This window comes from Streptococcus parasanguinis (assembly GCF_019929185.1).
In the GTDB taxonomy this organism is placed as follows: domain Bacteria; phylum Bacillota; class Bacilli; order Lactobacillales; family Streptococcaceae; genus Streptococcus; species Streptococcus parasanguinis_O.
The window spans coordinates 51,350-73,532 of the sequence record NZ_JAHZPC010000010.1 but is presented as its reverse complement, the minus strand read 5'-3'; the positions used below and the strand labels follow the sequence as shown (position 1 = coordinate 73,532).

Here is a 22,183-nt window from a genome sequence, read left to right as displayed (position 1 = left end):
AGTAGGGCTGTAAAAGCTGATGAAATCAGCGTAGTAGAGCCCACTCAACCACTGCGTCTTGCTTGACAATCCAAAAATAATTGAGAGGCTAGGACTTTTGTCCCAGCCTCTTATTTGACTTTATCCGCTTAGCCCTTTGTATCTTACTACAATGGACGCTTATTGGGCATGCCTGCTTTTCTTGGATATTTATTAGGGGTTTCTTTTTTCTTTTCGACAACAGTGATATAGCGTGGATCCCCATTTGGCAATTCATACTGTAGATTGTCTTCAACCTTGCTAAAGAGCAGATTGAGGGCATTTTTGGCTTCCTCCAACTCTTCTGGAGCATTGCTGGCCTTGAGAGCAAGAAGTCGTCCCCCTACTTTCAGGTAAGGGATGGTCAGTTCAGAGAGAACCTGCATGCGGGCAACCGCGCGGGCGGTCACGATATCAAATTGGGCACGAAAAGCCTTGTCTTGCGCAAAGTCCTCCGCACGTCCATGGTAGAAATGAACTCCGCGCAAACCTAACTCTTCAGCCAGCAAGTGGAGAAAATTGATCCGCTTATTAAGGGAATCGATGATGGTCACATCCAACTCAGGGAAAAGAATCTTCATAGGAAGGCTCGGAAAGCCAGCACCAGCGCCGATATCCAAGAGACGGATGGGTTGATTTTCGATCAAACCTTGTAAAATGGGTGCGATAGAGTCATAAAAATGCTTGAGATAGACTTCGTCTTTTTCGGTGATGGCAGTGAGATTAATCTTTTCATTCCATTCCACGAGGAGCTCAAAATAGCGTTCGTATTGCTCTTTTTGTCGATCAGTTAATGGGAAGCCGAGATCGGCTAAACGGACATAAAATTCTTCTGGTTTCATGCTATTATTTTACCACAAAATAAGGGAAATTTGATATACTGGTAGAAAGAAATGAAAGGAATTCAATAAAATGATTTGGATTATTCTTGGGATCATTGTGGTCCTTGTGTTGATTGTAGTAGGAGTTTACAACGGTTTGGTGAAAAGCCGGATGCAAACTCGTGAAGCTTGGAGTCAAATTGATGTACAATTGAAACGTCGGAATGACTTGATTCCAAACTTGATCGAAACCGTTAAAGGCTATGCCAAGTACGAAGGAGATACACTAGCAAAAGTCACTCAACTTCGCCAACAAGTGGCTCAAGCTTCTTCACCTGCAGAAGCAATGGCGGCCAGCGATGCTCTTTCCCGTCAAGTGGCAGGCATCTTTGCGGTTGCTGAAAACTATCCAGACTTGAAAGCTAACACCAACTTCATGCAATTGCAAGAAGAATTGACCAATACAGAAAACAAAATTTCTTATGCCCGTCAATTGTACAACAGTGTCACAAGCAACTACAATGTGAAATTGGAAACTTTCCCAACAAACGTAATTGCTGGAATGTTTGGCTTCAGACAAGCCGAATTTCTTCAAGTGCCTGAAGAAGAAAAAGCAGTACCAAAGGTGGACTTTAGCGGATTAGGAGACTAATATGCTCTTTGACCAAATTGCAAGCAATAAAAGGAGAACTTGGATTCTCCTTATTGCTTTTTTCATACTTTTAGCTCTTATCGGAGCAGCCGTTGGTTACCTCTGGTTAGGCTCCTCCCTTGGTGGCGTCATCCTAGCTTTGATTATTGGGGGAATCTATGCCTTTAGCATGATTTTCCAATCAACTGAAGTTGTCATGCGGATGAATGGAGCGCGTGAGGTGACGGAAGAGCAAGCCCCTCAACTCTACCATATTGTCCAAGATATGGCCATGGTAGCCCAGATCCCCATGCCTCGGGTCTATATTGTGGATGATCCTTCTATGAATGCATTTGCGACAGGGTCTAATCCTCAAAATGCTGCTGTTGCAGCAACGACAGGTCTTCTAGCTGTGATGAACCGTGAGGAATTGGAGGGAGTCATCGGACACGAAGTCAGCCACATTCGCAATTACGATATTCGCATCTCTACGATTGCGGTTGCCCTTGCAAGTGCCATCACCATGCTTTCTAGCATTGGTGGCCGGATGATGTGGTGGGGCGGTGGCCGTAGCCGGGACGATGATCGAGAAGGTAGCGGTGGTTTGGAGATTGTTATGTTGATCCTTTCCCTGCTTGCCATCGTTTTAGCGCCATTAGCAGCGACCTTGGTCCAGTTAGCCATTTCTCGTCAACGGGAGTTCCTAGCAGACGCTTCAAGTGTTGAATTGACGCGGAATCCTCAAGGGATGATCAATGCTTTGTTAAAGCTAGACAATAGCGAACCAATGCAACGACATGTCGATGATGCGAGCAGTGCTCTTTTTATCAACGATCCAAAAAAAGAATCCGGTTTGCAAAAGCTCTTTTATACCCACCCACCCATTGCTGAGCGGGTGGCTCGCCTAAGAAAAATGTAAAAAAATCCACCAAACGGTGGATTTTTTATTTGGTTGTTAAGAGGAGGGTAGTGAAACCAAGGATGGCAAAGGTCCCCCACGCTAGGGGAAGGCTCCAGATAGCTAGACTAGAAAAGAGAGCTGTCCCAAGTGGCATGGCAAAGCTGACCATCAGTCCCAAAAAGCTAGAGGTAGAAGCTAATTTTTCAGCAGGCAATTTGCTCATTAAAAGACTGGAAACTTTTGGGTTGATTTTTGCTACAAGATAACCAAGGATAGTGATGAGTAGAAGGGAAAGAATGTCCCAGTGAATCAGGATATTTGTGAGCCCAAGCATGGTCAGCCCACCTGCGATCCACAGGAGGATATGGTGGAGCGATTGTTTGGAAAAATAGTCATGGGGTGTCAGGCTAGCCCAGACCATGCTTAAAATAGTCACTGCCTCTAAAATCAAGAGCGATTGGCTAAAGCTCAACTGAAAGAAGGGGGAGTGAAGCAGTTGCAAATTGTAGATACCAGAGATGGATCCCCCTAAAGCATTGATGAGAACCAATGAGAAGAGCAACTTACCAAAGTAGTGGACCTCCTCATCTGCAAAAATACTTTTGGCGTTCTGGTACATCTCTTGGCATTCGTGTACCAAAGAATTCTTACTTTTGGGCTCAATGACGGGATCATGTGTCAGCTGCTTTTTTCTAATCAAGAGACAGGTAGAAGACAGGAGAAAAGTCACTGCATTGATCGAAGCGACCAGGGCAAAATTTTGATGGCTGATAGCTAGCAGCCAAACTCCTAGAGCTTGTCCAGAAATCGAACAGACCATACTAAGCAGTTGGTTGAAGGAATAAGCCTCCATTAAATCCTCGTCTGGGATGTTCTTTTTCATGATAGGGAGTTGCAAGCCTCCGCGATAATCGCTCAAACAATCTGAAACAATGTTTAAAAAGCAAACAATCGAAAAGGCTAGGTAACCCGGAATCTTGGTCATGAGAGCAATAAGGATGAAGAGGCTGGCTTGAAGATAGCCAATGCGGATCAACCAGTTAGCTTTTTTCTTCGTGCGGTCAGCCTTCATCCCGACAAAAATGGTAAAGAGGCTAGGAATAAACACAATGAGATTAGCAATTCCAACTGCTAGGCTCGGTTGTGGCATGCTGGCAGCAAAGACCATAAAGACCAGATTGTAGATGGCAGCACCAAGGGTATTCAAAAAGCGAGAAAGACTGAGTATGGCAAAAATTTTATTACGAGCTAAGAGTTTCATAAGCCTTCCTCCTTCATGTGATCAGTTGCTAGGACTTGTTTGATAGATCGAACGATCTGTTTGAAGAGGTCTAATTTCTCATCATCAGAGAGAAGAAGTTCCTGATCCTTCAGATAAACGCTGGTATGTGAGAGAAGAAAGCGGAGGAAGTGGTTTTTTAGTTTGGTCATCATGGGAAGAACCTTCTTTCTTTACTTGATAGTCCTATTGTAAACCTAAAAAGCAAGAAAAAATAAATGTTGCATATTTTCAACAAAAACTCACAGATCTACTCTGTGAGTTTTTAGGATTTATTGATCAGTTCTTGCAGGCCCTGTTTGTAGTAGTTGGCACTGTCCTTACAATCCAGAATAGAGAGAACCTGGATGGCCTGTTCCATCTTTTCAAGACCGATTTCTTTTTCTCCCTTTCGATAGAGAAATTCTCCTTTGGCGTAGAGATAAACCGTCCGAAGGTAGGCTTCGTTCTCAGAGTAAAAGTGGTTGTTAATCAGGTGATCAAAATAGGTTGCATCTTCAAATTCATTTGAACTAATGGCGAGAAAAAAGCCATTAAGGAAAATAGAATTGATGGCAGGACGAGAGGAATCTAGGAGAAGCTTGAAATCCTCCCTTTGGACCAACTCCTCTGTGTATTGTCGATAGAGGCGACTAGAGAAAAGTGGAGAGGTCAGAGAAAACAGGTTTAATTCAAAATTTCCCCAGATTGTGACAGAGAAGAGATAATCATGGAGGAAATCCAGTTCCTCTTGGCTAGCGGTGAGCTCTACTTCAGGATAGAAGCCAAGCATTTGGACTTTGAGAATAATGCTGGCTAAGAAGTCTTCTTTTTTGTGATATTTCTGATAGGCTTGCTGGTAGCTTTGGTTCAAGGCTTGATCGTGTTCCAAGCTCATGTTTTCATAGTGCTCTTTCAACAATTTGGGAATAAAGGAGTGCTGATCGATTCCAGCTAGATTAGAAAACTCACTGAGGCTCGTTTTGATCTGTTGCAAAGCCTGAAAAAACCGTTGCGTGGTCAGGTCATTTTCCCCTCTTTCAAATCGAGATAGCATGGAGCGCGAAAATTCGCCACCCGTAGCCTCCTCTAGAGAGATGTGGCGACTTTCACGTATTTGCCGAAAAACTGCTCCGATATCTTTCATGAATTCTCCTCTATCTAACATTGCTCAATGCCCTAGCCAGTGACCCTCTTTTGTCCAAGAGATGGTGGGACCTTGTGTACAACACCAATTGGCCTAGTTACTGTATCTTTTTTCATGATTATAACAAATTTTTGAGGAGACTTCTTGGTTGAGGGGCAGCTTCATGATATACTAGTAGTATCTAGAAGATTTGAGGACAAAAGAATGAACCTATTTACACAAGAAATCCGTAAAAATCCTGAAGGACTAGCCTTTGATCAAGAGTTGGATTTGCTCAAAGAATTGCAAAAGCGTAATCCAGAAATTCTTGATTTAAAGAATGTGACAGCGACAGGACGAGTAGCCTATGATACAGGCCTCTATGTCTTGGATTACCAGTTGAGCTATACCATCGTTTTGGCATCTAGCCGAAGCATGGAGCCTGTTGAGCTTCAAGAGAGCTATCCTGTAACAGAGGTGTTTGCGGAGGATGTACAGTCTGACGCAGATATCGAGGCCCTAGAGGAAGACTTGATCCTTCCAATCGAAGGTGGGAAGATTGACCTGAGTGAGAGTGTAGCGGATAATATTCTGCTCAATATTCCCCTCAAGGTTCTCACTCCAGAAGAAGAGGCTGGACAAGGTTTTATCGAAGGCAATGATTGGAAAATCCTATCCGAAGAAGAATACCAAGCCGCTCAAGCGATTAAGAAAGAAGAAAACAGTCCTTTCGCTGGTCTAAATGGCTTGTTTGACGAAGAATAAGCTAGAGATTGCATTTGATAAATTTAGATATAAATACAGGTCTTTTCTTTGAGGAAAGGCCTTCTTTTGATATACTAGAATGTATAAAACAAAAGAGGGGAGACCTCTAAAAAAGGAGAAAAAGTATGGATACTTTATTTATTCCAGGTTGGTTGATTACTTTTGTAATCGTAGCCATTCTTGTATTGATCTTGTTGGTCAAAGGGTATGTCAACGCTAAACCCAACGAAGTCGTGGTCATTACAGGTCTTCGGAAACAACGTCACTTGCGTGGGAAAGCTGGCTTTATGATTCCCTTTGTCGAACAACGCTCTTATCTTGATATTGAGCAATTCTCGACAGATGTTCGGACGTCAGAAGCAGTCCCAACACTGGACTTCATTAACGTCCGTGCCGACGCAGCTGTTAAATTAAAAATCGGTACAACCGATGAGATGATTGCCCGGGCTGCAGAGAACTTCTTGAACTGGAATACAACGGATATTTCCAACTCTGTTCAAGATGTCTTGGAAGGAAACTTGCGGGAAGTGATCGGTCAGATGGAGCTCCGTAAGATGGTCAATGACCGTCAAGAGTTTGCCTCAAAAGTGCAGGACAACGTAGCACCAGACTTGGCTAAAATGGGTCTAGAAGTCATCGCCTTTACGGTTCAATCCTTCTCTGATGAAGGGGGAGTCATCGATAACCTCGGGATTGAAAATGTTGAAACCATTAAGAAAGATGCCTTGATTGCCAAAGCCAAAGCAGAACGCGAACGCAAGGAAGTCGAAGCAGAACAAGATAAATTGGCTAACGACAAACGCGTCGCAGCCGATCTTGAAATTGCGCAAAAACAAAATGAACTGAAACTCAAACAAGCAGCCCTCAAGCAAGAAGCAGATATTGCCCAAGCAAAAGCAGATGCCGCTAAAGGGATTGAGGCAGAAGTGCAACGTCGTGAACAAGAGCGCGTGGCAGCCGAAGCCAATATCATGAAACAGGAAAAAGAAGCGGAAGTCAAAGAGCGCGAAGTTAAGGTTCGTGAGCAAGAATTGGATGCCAACATCCGCAAACAAGCTGAAGCTGAAAAATATGCGCGTCAACAAGCTGCAGAAGCAGAATTGATCGAACGCCAACGCAAGGCGGAAGCAGAACTCTTCGAAACACAAAAAGAAGCCGAAGCTCGAAAAGCTCAAGCCGAAGCTGAGAAATTTGCCCAATTGCAAGAGGCCGAAGCTATTGAAGCCAAAGGTCGTGCTGAGGCTGAGGCTATTCGCTTGAAACTGGAAGCTGAAGCCAAAGGTTTGGACCAAAAGGCCGAAGCTATGAAGAAAATGCAAGAAGCTGCCATTACTGAAATGGTCGTTGACAAGTTGCCTGAAATTGCGCGTGCTGTCGCAGAACCATTAACCAAGGTTGATAAGATCACCATGTACGGGGAAGGCAATGCTTCTAAGATGGTGGGCGATATTATGCAAAGTATCGACCAAGTCTCTCAAGGAGCCGGATTTGATATTCGTCAATTGCTAGCAGGAGCTCTTGGGGTCAATATGACGGTCAATAAACTCAAAGAAGGAGAACAACCGGTCATTGAAGCAGAGGAGTTAGCTTCTAAAGAAGATTAATGCTATTCATCAAGAAGTGTCTGAGAATTGTTTCTCGGGCATTTTTGTTTTTAAGATCAAATAACTTGCATGATCTTCTCCCTCTTAGAGAAGGCGGGAAGCTATTTTCTGCTTTCTTTTGAGGAGGAAAAATGGTAGAATAAAGGCAAACTATAAAGAGGAGTGTCACATGACTAAAGCAAACTTTGGTGTTGTTGGTATGGCCGTAATGGGTCGTAACCTTGCCCTTAATATCGAATCTCGTGGCTATACAGTTGCCATTTATAACCGTAGTAAAGAAAAAACAGAAGATGTGATTGCTTGCCATCCTGATAAAAACTTTGTGCCAAGCTATGATATCGAAAGCTTCGTAAACTCAATCGAAAAACCACGTCGTATCATGCTCATGGTTCAAGCAGGACCTGGTACAGATGCAACTATCCAGGCCCTTCTTCCACACTTGGATAAAGGTGACATCTTGATTGATGGAGGGAACACTTTCTATAAAGATACTATCCGTCGTAATGAAGAGTTGGCAAACTCAGGTATCAACTTTATCGGTACAGGTGTATCTGGTGGTGAAAAAGGTGCCCTTGAAGGTCCTTCTATCATGCCTGGTGGACAAAAAGAAGCTTATGAATTGGTAGCAGATGTTCTTGAAGAAATCTCTGCAAAAGCACCAGAAGATGGTAAACCATGTGTGACTTACATCGGTCCTGATGGAGCTGGTCACTATGTGAAAATGGTCCACAACGGGATCGAGTACGGTGACATGCAATTGATCGCAGAAAGCTATGACTTGATGCAACACTTGCTCGGTCTTTCAGCAGAAGACATGGCTGAAATCTTTACTGAGTGGAATAAGGGTGAATTGGACAGCTACTTGATCGAAATCACTGCTGATATCCTTGGACGCAAAGACGATGAAGGTCAAGATGGACCAATCGTAGACTATATCCTGGATGCTGCAGGAAACAAGGGAACTGGTAAATGGACTAGCCAATCAGCTCTTGACCTTGGTGTACCATTGTCACTCATTACTGAGTCTGTATTTGCACGTTATATCTCTACTTATAAAGAAGAACGTGTACACGCTAGCAAGGTGCTTCCAAAACCAGCTGCTTTCAAATTTGAAGGAGACAAGGTTGAGTTGATTGAAAAAATCCGTCAAGCCCTTTACTTTTCAAAAATCATCTCTTACGCACAAGGTTTTGCGCAATTGCGTGTAGCTTCTAAAGAAAACAACTGGAACTTGCCATTTGCGGACATCGCATCTATCTGGCGCGATGGCTGTATCATCCGTTCTCGTTTCTTGCAAAAGATCACAGATGCTTACAACCGTGATGCAGATCTTGCTAACCTTCTTTTGGATGAGTACTTCTTGGATGTCACTGCTAAGTACCAACAATCTGTTCGTGATATCGTAGCTCTTGCTGTTCAAGCTGGTGTACCCGTACCAACCTTCTCAGCAGCCATCACTTACTTTGATAGCTACCGTTCAGCGGATCTTCCAGCAAACTTGATCCAAGCACAACGTGACTACTTTGGTGCTCACACATACCAACGTAAAGACAAAGAAGGTACCTTCCACTATTCTTGGTACGATGAAAAATAATCTTGCTCTATGGTCAAACGAGTTCTACTAGTAGAAAATGAGAAGCAAATTGCTCGCTTCATTGATTTGGAACTTCAAAAAGAAGGGTACCAAGTTGATGTAGTAGAGGATGGAAAAGCGGGTCTGGCCTTGATTGCTGCGACCAAATATGATCTGATCTTGTTTAATTACGATCTGTCAGATATGTCTGGTGAAACATTCGCAGAGGAAATCAGTCAGATTCGCCCAGCTTCTGTTTTGATTGTTTTGGATAGCCGCGAAAAAATTGCTGAGCACAAAGAGAGTATTCAGCGCTTTGCCGTTTCCTATATGGTCAAACCCTTTATTATCAGCGATTTGGTAGATAAGATCACAGCCATTTTTAGAGGACGTGATTATATTGACCAACATTGTAGCCAGATGAAAATCCCAACGTCATACCGCAATTTGCGCATTGATGTGGAACACCATACCGTCTATCGTGGGAAAGACATGATTAGTTTGACCCGCAGAGAGTATGATCTCTTAGCGACTCTGATGGGAAGCAAAGGGGTGGTGACACGCGATCAGTTGTTGGAGAGTGTCTGGAAGTACGAGAGTACAGGTGAGACTAATATTGTTGACGTCTATATCCGGTATCTTCGTGGGAAAATTGATCTACCAGGTCAAAAAAGCTATATTAAGACCGTTCGTGGGATTGGCTATGCCATGCAAGACGCATTAGAATAAAACATTCGAACCCTTAGAGGGTTCGAATATTTTTATACTTCAAGGGAAACGTTTGCGTCGAAAAGGAATGAGTTTTAAAAAGAATATGGCTTAAAAAAGATAAAAAAAGATAAAATTTGGAGAAAAAAATGAATGTAAGGCTTTACAAATTTTTAAAATATGGTATACTAGAAACAAATTAAGCGCAAACGTTTTCTTAAAACAAAGCCTTAAACAATATAAGGAGGTTGAATGATGAACAAAGGATCATTCAAAAGTTTATTTAGCTTTGAATTCTGGCAGAAGTTCGGTAAGGCCTTGATGGTCGTTATCGCTGTCATGCCAGCGGCTGGGTTGATGATTTCAATCGGGAAATCTATCCCTATGATCAACCCGAATTTATCTCCACTTGTTATTACAGGTGGAATTCTCGAACAAATCGGTTGGGGGGTTATCGGAAACCTTCACATCCTCTTTGCCCTTGCTATCGGTGGTAGCTGGGCCAAAGAACGTGCAGGGGGTGCCTTTGCAGCTGGTCTCTCTTTCATCTTGATTAACCGTATTACCGGTGCAGTTTTCGGAGTGACATCTGCAATGTTAGCTGATAAGGCTGCTACGGTTCACACAATCTTCGGTGGATCAATTAAAGTTGCGGACTACTTTATCAGTGTTCTTGAAGCTCCAGCTCTTAATATGGGGGTATTTGTAGGGATTATCTCAGGTTTCGTTGGAGCAACTGCCTTCAATAAATACTACAACTACCGTAAACTCCCAGAAGCCCTTTCTTTCTTCAACGGGAAACGCTTTGTACCATTCGTTGTTATCGTTCGTTCAGCTCTAACAGCCTTGGTTCTGTCAGCCTTGTGGCCAGTAGTTCAATCAGGAATTAATGGATTTGGTGTTTGGATCGCCAACTCACAATCAACAGCTCCAGTATTGGCACCATTCTTGTTTGGTACCTTGGAACGTCTTCTCTTGCCATTTGGTCTTCACCACATGTTGACCATTCCAATCAACTATACTCAATTGGGTGGTAGCTACCAAGTTCTTACAGGTGCTGCCAAAGGAACAACTGTATTTGGACAAGATCCACTTTGGTTGGCTTGGGTAACAGACCTTGTTAACTTGAAGAAAGCTGATCCTAGCCAATACCAACACTTGCTTCATGCTTACACACCAGCTCGTTTCAAAGTTGGTCAAATGATCGGATCATTTGGTATTTTGATGGGGATTGTGGTTGCTATCTACCGCAATGTGGATCCAGATAAAAAAGAAAAATACAAAGGGATGCTTTTTGCAACTGCCCTTGCAACATTCTTGACAGGTGTAACAGAACCAATTGAATACATGTTCATGTTTATTGCTACACCATTGTACATCATCTATGCTCTTGTTCAAGGGGCTGCCTTTGCAATGGCTGACTTGGTTAACCTTCGAGTTCACTCATTCGGTTCAATCGAATTCTTGACACGTACCCCAATGGCCATCAACGCTGGTTTGGCATTAGATATCTTTAACTTTGTATGGGTAACAGTCCTCTTTGGATTTATCATGTACTTCATTGCCAACTTCATGATTAAGAAATTCAATTATGCGACTCCAGGACGTAACGGTAACTATGAACAAAATGATGATGCCCCTTCAGGAGATGGTGCAGCAGCAGGTGCTGCTACAAGCTCAGCAAGCTCACAAGTCATTAACATTATCAACCTTCTTGGTGGACGTGCTAACATCGTCGACGTTGACGCATGTATGACTCGTCTTCGTGTAACCGTTAAGGACGCTGAAAAAGTCGGAACAGAAGAACAATGGAAAGCTGAAGGCGCTATGGGTCTTGTCATGAAAGGACAAGGGGTCCAAGCGATCTACGGACCTAAAGCTGACGTATTGAAATCTGATATCCAAGACGTTCTTGATTCAGGTGAAGTCATTCCTGAAACACTTCCTAGCCAAATGACAGCAGTTCAAAAGGCTGAAGCAACCTTTAAAGGGGTAACTGATGAAGTTCACTCTGTTGCAGATGGTGAAGTGATCAACATCGAAGATGTGAAAGATCCTGTATTCTCACAAAAAATGATGGGAGACGGATTTGCAGTTGAGCCTGAAAATGGCCACATCGTTTCACCAGTTGCTGGTAAAGTTACTAGTGTCTTCCCAACCAAACATGCCCTTGGTTTGGTAACAGATAATGGTTTGGAAGTCTTGGTTCACATCGGTCTAGATACTGTTAGTCTTGAAGGAAAACCATTTGAGGTTAAAGTTTCTGAAGGTCAAACAGTGGCTGCTGGAGACCTCTTGGTAGAAGCAGACCTTGATGCGATCCGTGCAGCTGGTCGTGAAACTTCAACAATTGTTGTCTTCACAAATGCAGATGCGATTAAATCCGTTAAGGTCGAACATACTGGTAAATTGGCAGCAAATGCGCCAGTTGCAACAGTAGAATTATAAGAGACGTCGGCAAAGAAAATGAGGTTGGGGCAGTGCACCCGGCCTCTTGCCGTTTCTTGATTTGGAGAGAAGGAGAAATCAGGGGATGAAATTTTTAACATTAAATTCCCATAGTTGGATGGAAGAGAATGCTCAGCAAAAATTTGAAACCCTCAAGGAACAAATTTTAGAAGCGCAATATGATGTGATCTGTTTCCAAGAGGTCAATCAAGAAATGGCCTCAGAAGCAGTCGAAACAGATGAGTATTATCAAGCTTTGCCATCAGCTGTAGCCATTCACAAAGATCACTTTGTTCGCGTATTGGTAGAAGAGTTAGCTGCTCATGGGCTCCACTATTATTGGACTTGGGCTTACAACCATATTGGCTATGATCACCTCAATGAGGGTGTAGCGGTTCTTTCGCGTCAACCCTTGAAGGCGGATGAGATTTTGGTATCCAATATGGATGATCCAACGGACTACCATACCCGTCGAGTGGCTGTTGCCCATACGAGTGTGGATGGCAAAGAGATTGCTGTTGCCAGCGTCCATCTTTCTTGGTGGGACAAAGGTTTCCAATTTGAGTGGCCACGCATTGAGAACTACTTCAGCCAAGTAAGCAAACCCTTTATTCTAGCTGGTGATTTCAATAATCCTGCTGGTCAAGAAGGGTATGAGACGATTCTATCCAGTTCCCTTAAGCTTCAAGACAGCTTTATTGAAGCCAAAGAAACAAAGGGGACTTATACTGTAGGCCCTGGAATCGATGGCTGGACAGACAATCAAGTTCCATTGCGAATTGATTACGTCTTTGCAAGTCCAGAATGGGACATCCAGCGTCTACATGTCATTTTTGATGGTCAAAACAAACCCCATGTTAGTGATCACTATGGCTTAGAAGCTGAATTATCGCTTTAATATAAACGGAGAGTCGAAAGGAAAACGATTTTATTCAAATCGTCCTTCGACTCTTTTTTATGGATCAAATAGGAGCAAGCATAGGGGATTCTCCTGTTCTTCTGCTTTCTTTACGATTCAATTTATGGTAAAATGAAGTGTTAAAACAGTTTAAGGAGGTAGCAAATGCGTTGTCCAAAATGTGGTGGAAGTAAGTCTAGTGTGGTGGATAGTCGACAAGCTGAAGATGGGAACACCATCCGTCGTCGCAGGGAATGCGAAGAATGCCATTATCGCTTTACTACCTACGAACGAGTGGAAGAGCGGACCCTAGTGGTCGTCAAAAAAGATGGGACACGCGAGCAATTTTCTCGTGATAAAATCTTTAATGGTATTATCCGCTCAGCTCAAAAACGGCCGGTTTCTAGTGACGAAATCGAAGAAATTGTAAACCGGATCGAGCAAAAGGTTCGCAGCCAAAGTGATAATGAAATTAACAGTGAGTATATTGGTTCTTTGGTTATGGATGAGTTAGCAGATCTAGATGAGATTACCTATGTCCGTTTTGCAAGTGTTTACCGGAGTTTCAAGGATGTCGGTGAATTAGAGACCCTCTTGAAACAAATCACGAAGGGAACCAAGAAGAAAAAGGAAAAATAGATGAAGCCTAATACGCCTTTCTCATTTTTAAAAAATAATCTTCTTCCGCCGGCAGGGGCTGCATTGGAGCAGTATTACCTGCCTATTTTGGAGACGGAAACGGTAGCAGTTTATCGTTATCTGCTGGCCTCTTATGATCAGGGTGAAAAACAATATTTACTGGCTCAAATCCTCAATCACTTGAATATAGGATTTCCACAGTTGCTACTCGCTTTTGATCGTTTAATTGCCATGGGGTTGATCGATCTCTATGAGGAAGAAGTTGGGATCACCATCCAATTACATGCTCCTCTTGCCTCAGAACAATTTTTTTCAAATGCTGTTTTTAAACGCTTGCTTGAAAAAAAGATTGGGGAAAAGGCTGTTGAGGATCTGATCCCAGCACGCTCTTTAGGAACTAGACGGCAAGTTTCCTTCTCTCAAGTCTTTGGACTAGATGCTGGTGAGGCGACCGTTCTTCCAAGTAAGAAACAGCAGTTTGATATGGAGATGTTTAAGCGAATGATGGGGCGTGATGGACTTCGTTTTGCGGATGAAGGAGAAGCGACTTTAGCCCTCTTTGCCCTCGCAGAAGAACAACAATGGACCTGGTATGAAACCTATCTCCTAGCAAAAGAAACGGCTGTAGACCGGATTGTCTCTCCAAAGAGAATGAAGCAAAAGTTGGCTCAGGCGAGCCAGGAGCACCCCCGCATGTCCTATAGCCGTCAGGAAGAAACCATTCTGAGGGAAGCGAAGGCAAAATCCAGCCTACAATTTCTAGCGGAGATTAAGAAGGCGCGCAATGCGACCATTACGCAGAGCGAACGCAAGACATTATCCAAGTTAGCTGATCTAGGCTTACTAGACGAGGTGATCAATATTATCTTGTTGTTGACCTTTAACAAGACCCAGTCTGCTAATCTCAATGAAAAGTATGCTTTGAAGGTGGGAAATGATTTTTCTTATCAAGGCGTCAACAGTGCAGAACTGGCAGTTTTAAAAGTTCGAGAACGCCAGGAACAAGCTAAAGCTCAAGGAAACAAGGGGACGAGTCCTACATCAGCTAAGGGCAAGAACAGCAATGTTCCCAAGTGGAGCCAACCAAACTATCAAAATCAAACCAGTCAAGCAGAAAAGGTGGATCTTGCTAAAGAGAAACAACGCCTATTAGAAAAACTGAATCAAGGAGGTGAGTAGATGGAAAGTGTAGGTCAAACCATGTCTCACATGAACCGTGCGCGTCAATTTAACTATGAGGATTTGGTCGCACAGATCTTGGCAGACCAAGAAGTGGCTGCCTTTATCAAGGACCAGTCTTTGTCTGAACAAGAAATTCGACGTAGTATTTCAAAATTTAATCAATACATTAGTGAACGCAACCGTTTCTTATTGGGAGATCCGGATTATATTGCCAAAGGCTACAAACCCATCCTCACCATGAATGAAGGCTATGCGGATGTCGCTTATGAGGAGACGCCAGAGTTAATTGAAGCCCAAAAACGAGCTGCGATCAACCAACGTCTCAACTTGATCAATCTCCCTTCAACCTTGAAAGAAGCGAGTCTAGCCAAGGTAGAACTCGATGATAAGGGGCGATTTGAGGCCTTTGAAGAATTAGCCAATTTTGTGGCCAACTATCCAGAATATCAAAAGGGGATCTACCTCTATGGTGATTTTGGAGTAGGAAAGAGCTACATGATGGCAGCCTTGGCTCATGATTTATCCGAAAAACGCCAGGCCTCTACCACCTTACTTCATTTCCCAAGTTTTGCTATTGACGTTAAAAATGCCATCAGTTCAGGCTTGGTCAAAGAAACCGTCGATCAGGTGAAAAAAGCCGAAATTTTAATTCTCGATGATATCGGTGCGGAACAGATGTCAGCCTGGGTGCGAGATGAAATCTTACAAGTGATTTTGCAGCACCGAATGCAGGAAAATCTCCCAACCTTCTTTACTTCTAACTTTAATTTTGAAGAGTTGGAACGTCATTTTGCAGCTTCGCGTAATGGAGATGAAACCTGGCAGGCCAAACGTGTCATGGAGCGCGTGAAATTTTTAGCCAAGGAAATCCATTTGGAAGGAGTCAATCGCCGATGAATGAAACCATCCGTTTAATGAAATCTCATTTTTCTGTTCGCCGTTTTAAGGAAGAAGCCATCAAAGAAGCTGACCTCATGGAAATTTTATCAGCTGGGCAGATGGCATCAAGTTGGAAAAACTTTCAGTCTTATTCTGTGATTGTGGTCAAAAGCAAGGAAAAGAAAGAAGCTCTTTACGACTTGCTTCCTCAAGAAGCGATTCGCCAATCAGATGTCTTTCTCCTCTTTGTTGGAGATTTAAACCGTGCTGAAAAAGCTGTCAAACTTCATGAGCAGGATTTCCATCCTGAAGGGGTGGACAACTTACTGATCACCTCAGTGGATGCGGCTCTAGCAGCTCAAAACACGCTATTGGCAGCTGAAAGTCTCGGCTATGGTGGAGTGATGATCGGCATGTTGCGCTACTGTTCAGAAGAAGTCGCAGAACTCTTCCGTCTGCCAGACTATACCTATCCGGTTTTTGGGATTGCTCTCGGAGTACCCAACCAGCAACATGCGGTGAAACCACGTTTGCCATTGGAGCAGGTTGCTTTTGAAGAAGAATACCAAGAACAAGACCTATCAGTTGTGACTGCCTATGACAAGGTTCAGGCAGATTACGCTGGAGCGCGTGCAACCGATAGCTGGAGCGAGCGCCTTGCAGCTCAATTTGGTCAACCTGAACAAGAAGAGACCAAAAAACTACTAGAAAAACACAAACTATTATGAAATGAAGAGAGGCGTTCTTGAACCGAAGTCTCGCCTTTCATTAGAAAAGAGGAAATCATGGCCCTACCAACTATTGCGATTGTAGGCCGTCCCAATGTCGGAAAATCTACACTCTTTAACCGGATTGCCGGTGAGCGGATTTCCATCGTTGAGGATGTAGAAGGAGTCACTCGTGACCGCATTTATGCAACAGCTGAGTGGTTGAATCGAAAATTTAGTATCATTGATACGGGGGGAATTGATGACGTAGATGCCCCATTTATGGAGCAAATCAAACATCAGGCAGAAATTGCCATGGACGAAGCAGATGTGATCGTCTTTGTTGTTTCTGGAAAAGAAGGGATCACGGATGCGGATGAATATGTCACTCGTATCTTGTATAAGACCCATAAACCGGTGATTCTTGCAGTCAACAAGGTGGATAACCCAGAGATGCGCAATGATATCTATGACTTTTATGCCTTAGGACTGGGTGAGCCACTACCGGTATCCTCTGTCCACGGGATCGGAACTGGGGATGTGCTGGATGCCATTATTGAAAATCTTCCGAATGAAACAGAAGAAGAAAATCCAGATATCATCAAATTTAGCTTGATTGGTCGCCCAAATGTTGGGAAATCAAGCTTGATCAATGCGATCCTGGGAGAAGACCGCGTTATCGCAAGCCCTGTTGCTGGAACCACACGGGATGCCATCGATACCCATTTTACCGATGCAGATGGCCAAGAATTTACCATGATCGATACAGCTGGTATGCGCAAATCTGGTAAAATCTATGAAAACACTGAGAAATATTCTGTCATGCGTGCCATGCGTGCCATCGACCGTTCAGATGTGGTTTTGATGGTCATTAATGCCGAAGAAGGGATTCGGGAGTATGACAAGCGGATCGCTGGCTTTGCTCACGAAGCTGGTAAAGGTATGATCATTGTTGTCAACAAATGGGATACCATTGAAAAAGACAACCATACCATGAAGCAGTGGGAAGATGAGATTCGCGATCAATTCCAATATCTTTCTTATGCGCCGATTGTTTTTGTCTCTGCCTTAACCAAACAACGCTTGCACAAGTTGCCAGAGATGATCAAACAGATCAGTGAGAGTCAAAATACACGGATTCCTTCAGCTGTCTTGAACGATGTGATTATGGATGCCATTGCCATTAATCCAACGCCGACCGACAAAGGAAAACGCCTCAAGATCTTCTATGCGACACAAGTGGCAACCAAGCCGCCAACTTTTGTGGTCTTTGTTAACGAAGAAGAACTGATGCACTTCTCATACCTCCGTTTCTTGGAGAACCAAATTCGCAAGGCCTTTGTTTTTGAAGGAACTCCAATCCATTTGATTGCGCGAAAACGGAAGTAGGGAATATGCGAAAAATTACTGTTTTGATGAAATTTTTGCTTACGAGCCTCATCATTGTTTTCTTAACAGCTTGTCAGTCAACGCGTCAAGAAAAGTATCAGGGATCCTATGGAAATGGGGATGAGTCAATCATACTGACCATTAAAAATAAGGAAATACTTAAGACGGAGTTCTGGAAAGAAATACCGGATATTGATGCTTCCGACTCATTAGCATTTAACTCAGCAAAAGATAGTTTGCTTGAAAATTATGGTCATATCAAAGGAGTGGACTATACTGTTGAAAAGTCCAAGTCAGGCCATTTGCAGATCCATATAGTGACAGATTTTTCAAAATTGGACCTAAAAACTTGGAACAAAGCTTTTAAGTCGAATAATAAATTGAAGGACTTAACTGACTATATTAAAACCAAAAAAACGTTAGAAGAAAACGGGATGGTTAAGGTTCAGTAAAGTTCGAACATGATTGAACCATAAGTAAAAAGGACTCTTTGTCACCTGTAATAGATTACAAGGAGTCCTTTTCTCATTTGCAACTGAGGCTACTATTAGTTTAGAAAAAAATAGGTCGTGTTTTTTTCTTTTCTCTATGAGCAATCGGGATTTTGCTATTCCCTTTGTTTAGCTATTTGATCAAACAGTTAACAGATAGATATTAGGGATAGCTGTTTAAGCTGAGACTGTTACGAAATCAGGTAAAAAACTGGGACAATGCTGTCTCAGTTTTTCTATCAAAAACGGGCTAAAATCCTTTCAAGATGATAAGTATTTTTTCTAATTTTTGCTTAAATATGGTATAATAAAGGGATTAATCTAAGGTGGTAAACATGGCAAAATTAATTCCTGGGAAGGTTCGTTCACAAGGGAGCCTTCTCTATGAAGCTGGGAAGGTTTCCCTTCAGGAAGTAAAAGAAAAATACCTATATTTTCGGGTGGAAGAAGAAAGCTTGCGGTACAGTTTGGACGACGATGCTGTTTTTTGTAGCTGTGCTTTCTTTCAAAAGAAAAAATTCTGTACACATCTAGCAGCTGTGGAAGCTTTTTTGAAGAATGATGACAGTGGGAAAGCAGCTCTTACAAGCCTTGAAGAAGATGCCACGGCGACTGAAGAAACGCAGGAGAAGGTCTCTTTTGGAAGTTTGTTTTTAGACCAGGTCCTTCCAAAAATCGAAAAAAAAGAAACACGCTATGTCTTATCGGCAGTTGGGCAGGAGGATGAATACTCTGGTCAATTCTTGTGGACCCTTCGCATTCGTCGCTTGCCAGACGAGCGTTCTTATGTGATCAGAGATGTGCTAGCTTTTTTGCAGACCCTTCAGAAAGAAGGCCATTTTGCAATTGGCAAAAGTTACTATGAACCTATTTCTTACTTAGAATTTGATGGACCTAGTCAGGATGTGATCAATTTCCTACAAGGCTTGGTCACAGATAGTGGATCAAAAGAGCAAGATTTCTTTCCCAATGCTGGGCGCCATCTTTATTTTCCACCGACTCTCTTTGAAGAAGCTGTAGAATTACTGATGAATTTGGATTCCTTCCTCTTGCAATATAGCTTGTATGATTTTTCTGAAGTCTATTTTCAGGATGTCCATGGGGAGGAAGATCTCTTTCATTTTCAGGTGGAAGACCATGGTGATTTTTACGAATTGATCATTACTGAGCCACAAGTGAAGGTTGTCGAGTCTGCTGTTTACCTGTTTCGAAATGGTGTCTTCTATCACCTGACGCCCCAACAGCGGACCCTATGGAAGGCCATTCAAGATCTTCCAATGGATCAGGATCGCAAAAAACGCCTGCATTTTGATCCAACGGATCAGACCAAACTTTCCTATAGTTTAAAAGAGTTCAAAAAACTGGGACAAATTACCGCACCGACCAGCTTTTTAATCCACGATTTCACTCCGGAATTTCATTTTGATCTAGCACAGGATCAGACTGTATTACTGGATGTTGTCTTTCAATACCAGGATCGTGTGGTGACCACGCGTGAGGAACTCCTCAATCTTCCTTATTCTAGTGATTTCGATAAGGAGCAAGAAGTCTTTTCAACCATGCTAGCAGCAGGTTTTACGGATGATTTTTCTTCCCAAAGAAGTCCTTTATCAAGTGAGCAAATCTATCCATTCTTTCACCAACAGATCCCGACTTTTGAAGCCTTAGGAGAGGTTACCCTCTCTGATAGCCTTTTAGATCTTTATCAAGTGGAGCGTCCAAAAATTGATGTTAAAACTAATGGCAGTCTACTGGAGATCGGTTTTGACTTTGAAAGTGTGGATCCAGCCGAAGTGGACCAGGTCCTCAAAGCTCTAGTAGGGCAAAAAGACTATTTTGTCAGCCATACAGGGAAAGTTCTTGTCTTTGATGAAGAAACCAAGAAGATCAGTCGAGCCTTAGCAGATCTGCGGGCGAAAATGAGCAAGGGTGGGAAACTACAAGCCCGCCGGATTGCCGCTTATCAGCTATCTGATTTGTTGGCAGATCAAGACAATGTTCATTTTTCAGAAGACTTTCGAAATTTAGCTCATGATTTGACTCATCCAGAAGACTTCCAACTCCCTCAGATGACAATCCAAGCGACCCTGAGGGATTACCAAGAAACAGGGGTTAAATGGTTCTCCATGTTAAATCATTATGGTTTTGGTGGTATTTTAGCGGATGATATGGGGCTTGGGAAAACCCTGCAGACTATTTCCTTCTTGACCAGTGTCGCAAAAAAAGAAACTAAAATCTTGATTCTAGCTCCATCTAGTCTCATCTACAATTGGAAACAAGAATTTTCAAAATTCGCTCCTCAGATGGAAGTGGCAGTTGTCTATGGTCTCAAGCAGCACCGAGATGAACTCATCGCAACCAATCCACAGGTAGTTATCACTAGTTACGCGTCTTTCCGTCAAGATGTGGAGGAATACCAGAAGAATCAGTATGAGTACTTGATTCTAGATGAAGCCCAGGTCATGAAAAATGCCCAAACCAAGATTGCCCAACACTTACGTGGCTTTGAGGTTCCGCATGTGTTTGCCTTATCTGGGACACCGATTGAAAATCATGTGGGTGAACTCTGGTCTATTTTCCAAATTGTCCTTCCAGGGCTCTTCCCAGCTAAAAGAGAATTTCAAAAATTGAGTCCTGAGACCATTGCGCGTTTTGTCAAACCTTTCGTCATGAGACGGAAAAAAGATGAAGTGCTCCAAGAATTACCGGACTTAATTGAAACAACCTACCACAATGAGTTGGATGAAAGTCAAAAAACGATCTATTTGGCTCAATTAAAACAAATTCAAGATCGGGTTCGAACCTCTAGTGAGGAAGAACTAAATCGGAGCAAGGTGGAAATTCTCTCGGGTCTCATGCGTCTTCGCCAAATCTGTGATACCCCCGCCCTCTTTATGGAAGACTATCAGGGAGATAGTGGGAAATTGGAGAGTCTTCGAGATCTTTTGGGTCAAATCAAAGATGGCGAACACCGGGTTTTGATCTTCTCTCAATTTAGAGGCATGCTGGATATCCTAGAGCAGGAGATTGCCCAGCTTGGCATGACCTCCTTTAAAATCACAGGTTCTACTCCCGCTAAAGATCGACAAGAAATGACCAATGCTTTTAATGCAGGTGAGCGCCATGCTTTTCTCATTTCTCTGAAGGCTGGAGGGGTTGGATTGAACCTCACTGGTGCCGATACGGTCATCTTAGTCGATTTGTGGTGGAATCCTGCAGTGGAAGACCAGGCTATTGGACGTGCCCATCGAATGGGACAGGAACAAAATGTTGAAGTTTACCGCATGATTACTCGTGGTACGATCGAAGAAAAAATCCAAGAACTACAAGCTTCCAAAAGACACTTGGTCTCAACGATTTTAGACGGAACGGAAACACGATCTAGTTTATCGGTTGAGGAAATTCGTGAGATTCTTGGAATTCAGTCAGAATAGCTTGAAAAATTCTGTGAATAGTTTATAATTAATGGAGTGTCGAAAGGAAGAAAGCATGACAGAAAAATATTTTCCTCAAGTAGGGGATAATGAGTTGATGTTAACAGAGATGCCCCACATGAACCTGTATGATGAAACAGACTTGATTAGTAACATTACAGGCGACTATGTGGATAAAAATTATTTGGAATGGCAACCGATTGCTGAAAATACCAAACCTAAGCATCCTTACCACCAACCACTAGAAGAGCCCCTACCGAAAAGACGGCCAGTAAGAAAACCTGATTTTAAAGAGCCGATTGATAAAAAAAGCCCAGCCAATCGTTATGCAGAGGAAGCGAGAGAGCGCGCTCGTGAAGATCTGAAAAAGAAACGCACAGCCCCCTATCTGACAACGGATCCAGCAGCTACTACAAGTAAACGGAAAAAACCATTTATTTCTGAACGAAAACCTGGTCAGCCAACGGCTCCCTTCCAAAAGGAAAATCCGGGTGAATTATTGAAATATAGCAAACGATTACGACAAGATCAGTTGATCCTTGCAGAGTTCGAATCTGCAGGAGAACCAGAAGTGGCAGAACCGACTGAAAAGAAAAACAATTATGATTTCTTAAAGACTAGCCAAATATACAATAAAGATCAGCACAAGTTGAAACCACAGCCAATCAAACAAGAATTGGATTTAACCCATCTAGATCAAGAATAAGGAGA

Annotated in this window: 20 protein-coding genes; 16 read left to right on the top strand and 4 right to left on the bottom strand. The window is 42.9% G+C overall.

Features of this window, described 5'->3' with window-relative positions; translation table 11 throughout:
* Nucleotides 1-146: 146 nt before the first annotated feature.
* Entirely contained in the window at nucleotides 147-860 is a 714-nt protein-coding gene (gene rsmG, locus K1I56_RS07235; protein ID WP_223325627.1) for a 16S rRNA (guanine(527)-N(7))-methyltransferase RsmG, read from the bottom strand.
* A gap of 70 nt (nucleotides 861-930) precedes the next feature.
* On the opposite strand from rsmG, the gene K1I56_RS07230 reads away from it, so the two are divergent.
* On the top strand, nucleotides 931-1,491 hold the full coding sequence (locus K1I56_RS07230; protein WP_023918932.1) for a LemA family protein: 561 nt from the start codon (nucleotides 931-933) through the stop codon (nucleotides 1,489-1,491).
* 1 nt (nucleotide 1,492) lies between these two features.
* Nucleotides 1,493-2,389 carry a zinc metalloprotease HtpX gene (htpX, locus tag K1I56_RS07225; RefSeq protein WP_003017370.1) on the top strand — a complete coding sequence of 299 codons (897 nt, stop codon included), beginning with the start codon at nucleotides 1,493-1,495 and terminating at the stop codon, nucleotides 2,387-2,389.
* Between the two features lie 25 nt (nucleotides 2,390-2,414).
* On the opposite strand, the gene K1I56_RS07220 is transcribed toward htpX, so the two are convergent.
* The 3 genes from K1I56_RS07220 to K1I56_RS07210 all read right to left on the bottom strand — a co-directional run bounded on the left by K1I56_RS07220 (nucleotide 2,415) and on the right by K1I56_RS07210 (nucleotide 4,776).
* Nucleotides 2,415-3,632, bottom strand: a complete 1,218-nt coding sequence (locus tag K1I56_RS07220; RefSeq protein ID WP_223325626.1) for an MFS transporter — start codon at nucleotides 3,630-3,632, stop codon at nucleotides 2,415-2,417.
* Entirely contained in the window at nucleotides 3,629-3,805 is a 177-nt protein-coding gene (locus K1I56_RS07215) for a hypothetical protein (RefSeq protein ID WP_223325625.1), read from the bottom strand. Before K1I56_RS07215 ends, K1I56_RS07220 begins: the two co-directional genes overlap by 4 nt.
* 110 nt (nucleotides 3,806-3,915) lie before the next feature.
* On the bottom strand, nucleotides 3,916-4,776 hold the full coding sequence (locus K1I56_RS07210) for a helix-turn-helix domain-containing protein (protein WP_223325624.1): 861 nt from the start codon (nucleotides 4,774-4,776) through the stop codon (nucleotides 3,916-3,918).
* A gap of 204 nt (nucleotides 4,777-4,980) precedes the next feature.
* On the opposite strand from K1I56_RS07210, the gene K1I56_RS07205 reads away from it, so the two are divergent.
* From K1I56_RS07205 to zapJ, 14 genes are all read left to right on the top strand, one after another.
* Nucleotides 4,981-5,520, top strand: coding sequence for a YceD family protein (locus K1I56_RS07205; RefSeq protein WP_003005275.1), 540 nt, complete (start codon nucleotides 4,981-4,983; stop codon nucleotides 5,518-5,520).
* 125 nt (nucleotides 5,521-5,645) lie between these two features.
* Nucleotides 5,646-7,124 (top strand): flotillin family protein, encoded by a 1,479-nt coding sequence (locus K1I56_RS07200; protein WP_003017392.1) that lies wholly within the window; start codon nucleotides 5,646-5,648, stop codon nucleotides 7,122-7,124.
* Nucleotides 7,125-7,293: 169 nt separating this feature from the next.
* Nucleotides 7,294-8,718 carry an NADP-dependent phosphogluconate dehydrogenase gene (gene gndA / locus K1I56_RS07195; RefSeq protein WP_223325623.1) on the top strand — a complete coding sequence of 475 codons (1,425 nt, stop codon included), beginning with the start codon at nucleotides 7,294-7,296 and terminating at the stop codon, nucleotides 8,716-8,718.
* A gap of 9 nt (nucleotides 8,719-8,727) precedes the next feature.
* Nucleotides 8,728-9,426 carry a response regulator transcription factor gene (locus tag K1I56_RS07190; RefSeq protein WP_070665480.1) on the top strand — a complete coding sequence of 233 codons (699 nt, stop codon included), beginning with the start codon at nucleotides 8,728-8,730 and terminating at the stop codon, nucleotides 9,424-9,426.
* A 234-nt stretch (nucleotides 9,427-9,660) separates the two neighbouring features.
* Nucleotides 9,661-11,853 (top strand): PTS transporter subunit IIBC, encoded by a 2,193-nt coding sequence (locus tag K1I56_RS07185; RefSeq protein WP_061590852.1) that lies wholly within the window; start codon nucleotides 9,661-9,663, stop codon nucleotides 11,851-11,853.
* Nucleotides 11,854-11,938: 85 nt separating this feature from the next.
* Nucleotides 11,939-12,751 (top strand): endonuclease/exonuclease/phosphatase family protein, encoded by an 813-nt coding sequence (locus tag K1I56_RS07180; protein ID WP_070665479.1) that lies wholly within the window; start codon nucleotides 11,939-11,941, stop codon nucleotides 12,749-12,751.
* Nucleotides 12,752-12,916: 165 nt separating this feature from the next.
* Nucleotides 12,917-13,390: a transcriptional regulator NrdR gene (nrdR, locus tag K1I56_RS07175; protein WP_003005476.1), complete on the top strand. Its 474-nt coding sequence runs from the start codon at nucleotides 12,917-12,919 to the stop codon at nucleotides 13,388-13,390.
* Nucleotides 13,391-14,569 carry a replication initiation and membrane attachment family protein gene (locus tag K1I56_RS07170; protein WP_049472058.1) on the top strand — a complete coding sequence of 393 codons (1,179 nt, stop codon included), beginning with the start codon at nucleotides 13,391-13,393 and terminating at the stop codon, nucleotides 14,567-14,569.
* A complete protein-coding gene (dnaI, locus tag K1I56_RS07165; RefSeq protein ID WP_003008404.1) occupies nucleotides 14,570-15,469 on the top strand; it encodes a primosomal protein DnaI in 900 nt (299 codons plus the stop codon).
* Entirely contained in the window at nucleotides 15,466-16,179 is a 714-nt protein-coding gene (locus K1I56_RS07160; RefSeq protein ID WP_223325622.1) for a nitroreductase family protein, read from the top strand. Before dnaI ends, K1I56_RS07160 begins: the two co-directional genes overlap by 4 nt.
* Before the next feature lie 57 nt (nucleotides 16,180-16,236).
* On the top strand, nucleotides 16,237-17,547 hold the full coding sequence (der, locus tag K1I56_RS07155) for a ribosome biogenesis GTPase Der (protein WP_223325621.1): 1,311 nt from the start codon (nucleotides 16,237-16,239) through the stop codon (nucleotides 17,545-17,547).
* A gap of 5 nt (nucleotides 17,548-17,552) precedes the next feature.
* Nucleotides 17,553-17,999 (top strand): YehR family protein, encoded by a 447-nt coding sequence (locus K1I56_RS07150; protein ID WP_223325620.1) that lies wholly within the window; start codon nucleotides 17,553-17,555, stop codon nucleotides 17,997-17,999.
* A 374-nt stretch (nucleotides 18,000-18,373) separates the two neighbouring features.
* Nucleotides 18,374-21,472 carry a pilus expression-regulating Snf2 family helicase gene (locus K1I56_RS07145; RefSeq protein ID WP_223325619.1) on the top strand — a complete coding sequence of 1,033 codons (3,099 nt, stop codon included), beginning with the start codon at nucleotides 18,374-18,376 and terminating at the stop codon, nucleotides 21,470-21,472.
* Nucleotides 21,473-21,527: 55 nt separating this feature from the next.
* Nucleotides 21,528-22,178: a divisome accessory protein ZapJ gene (gene zapJ / locus K1I56_RS07140; protein ID WP_003017389.1), complete on the top strand. Its 651-nt coding sequence runs from the start codon at nucleotides 21,528-21,530 to the stop codon at nucleotides 22,176-22,178.
* Nucleotides 22,179-22,183 lie beyond the last annotated feature (5 nt).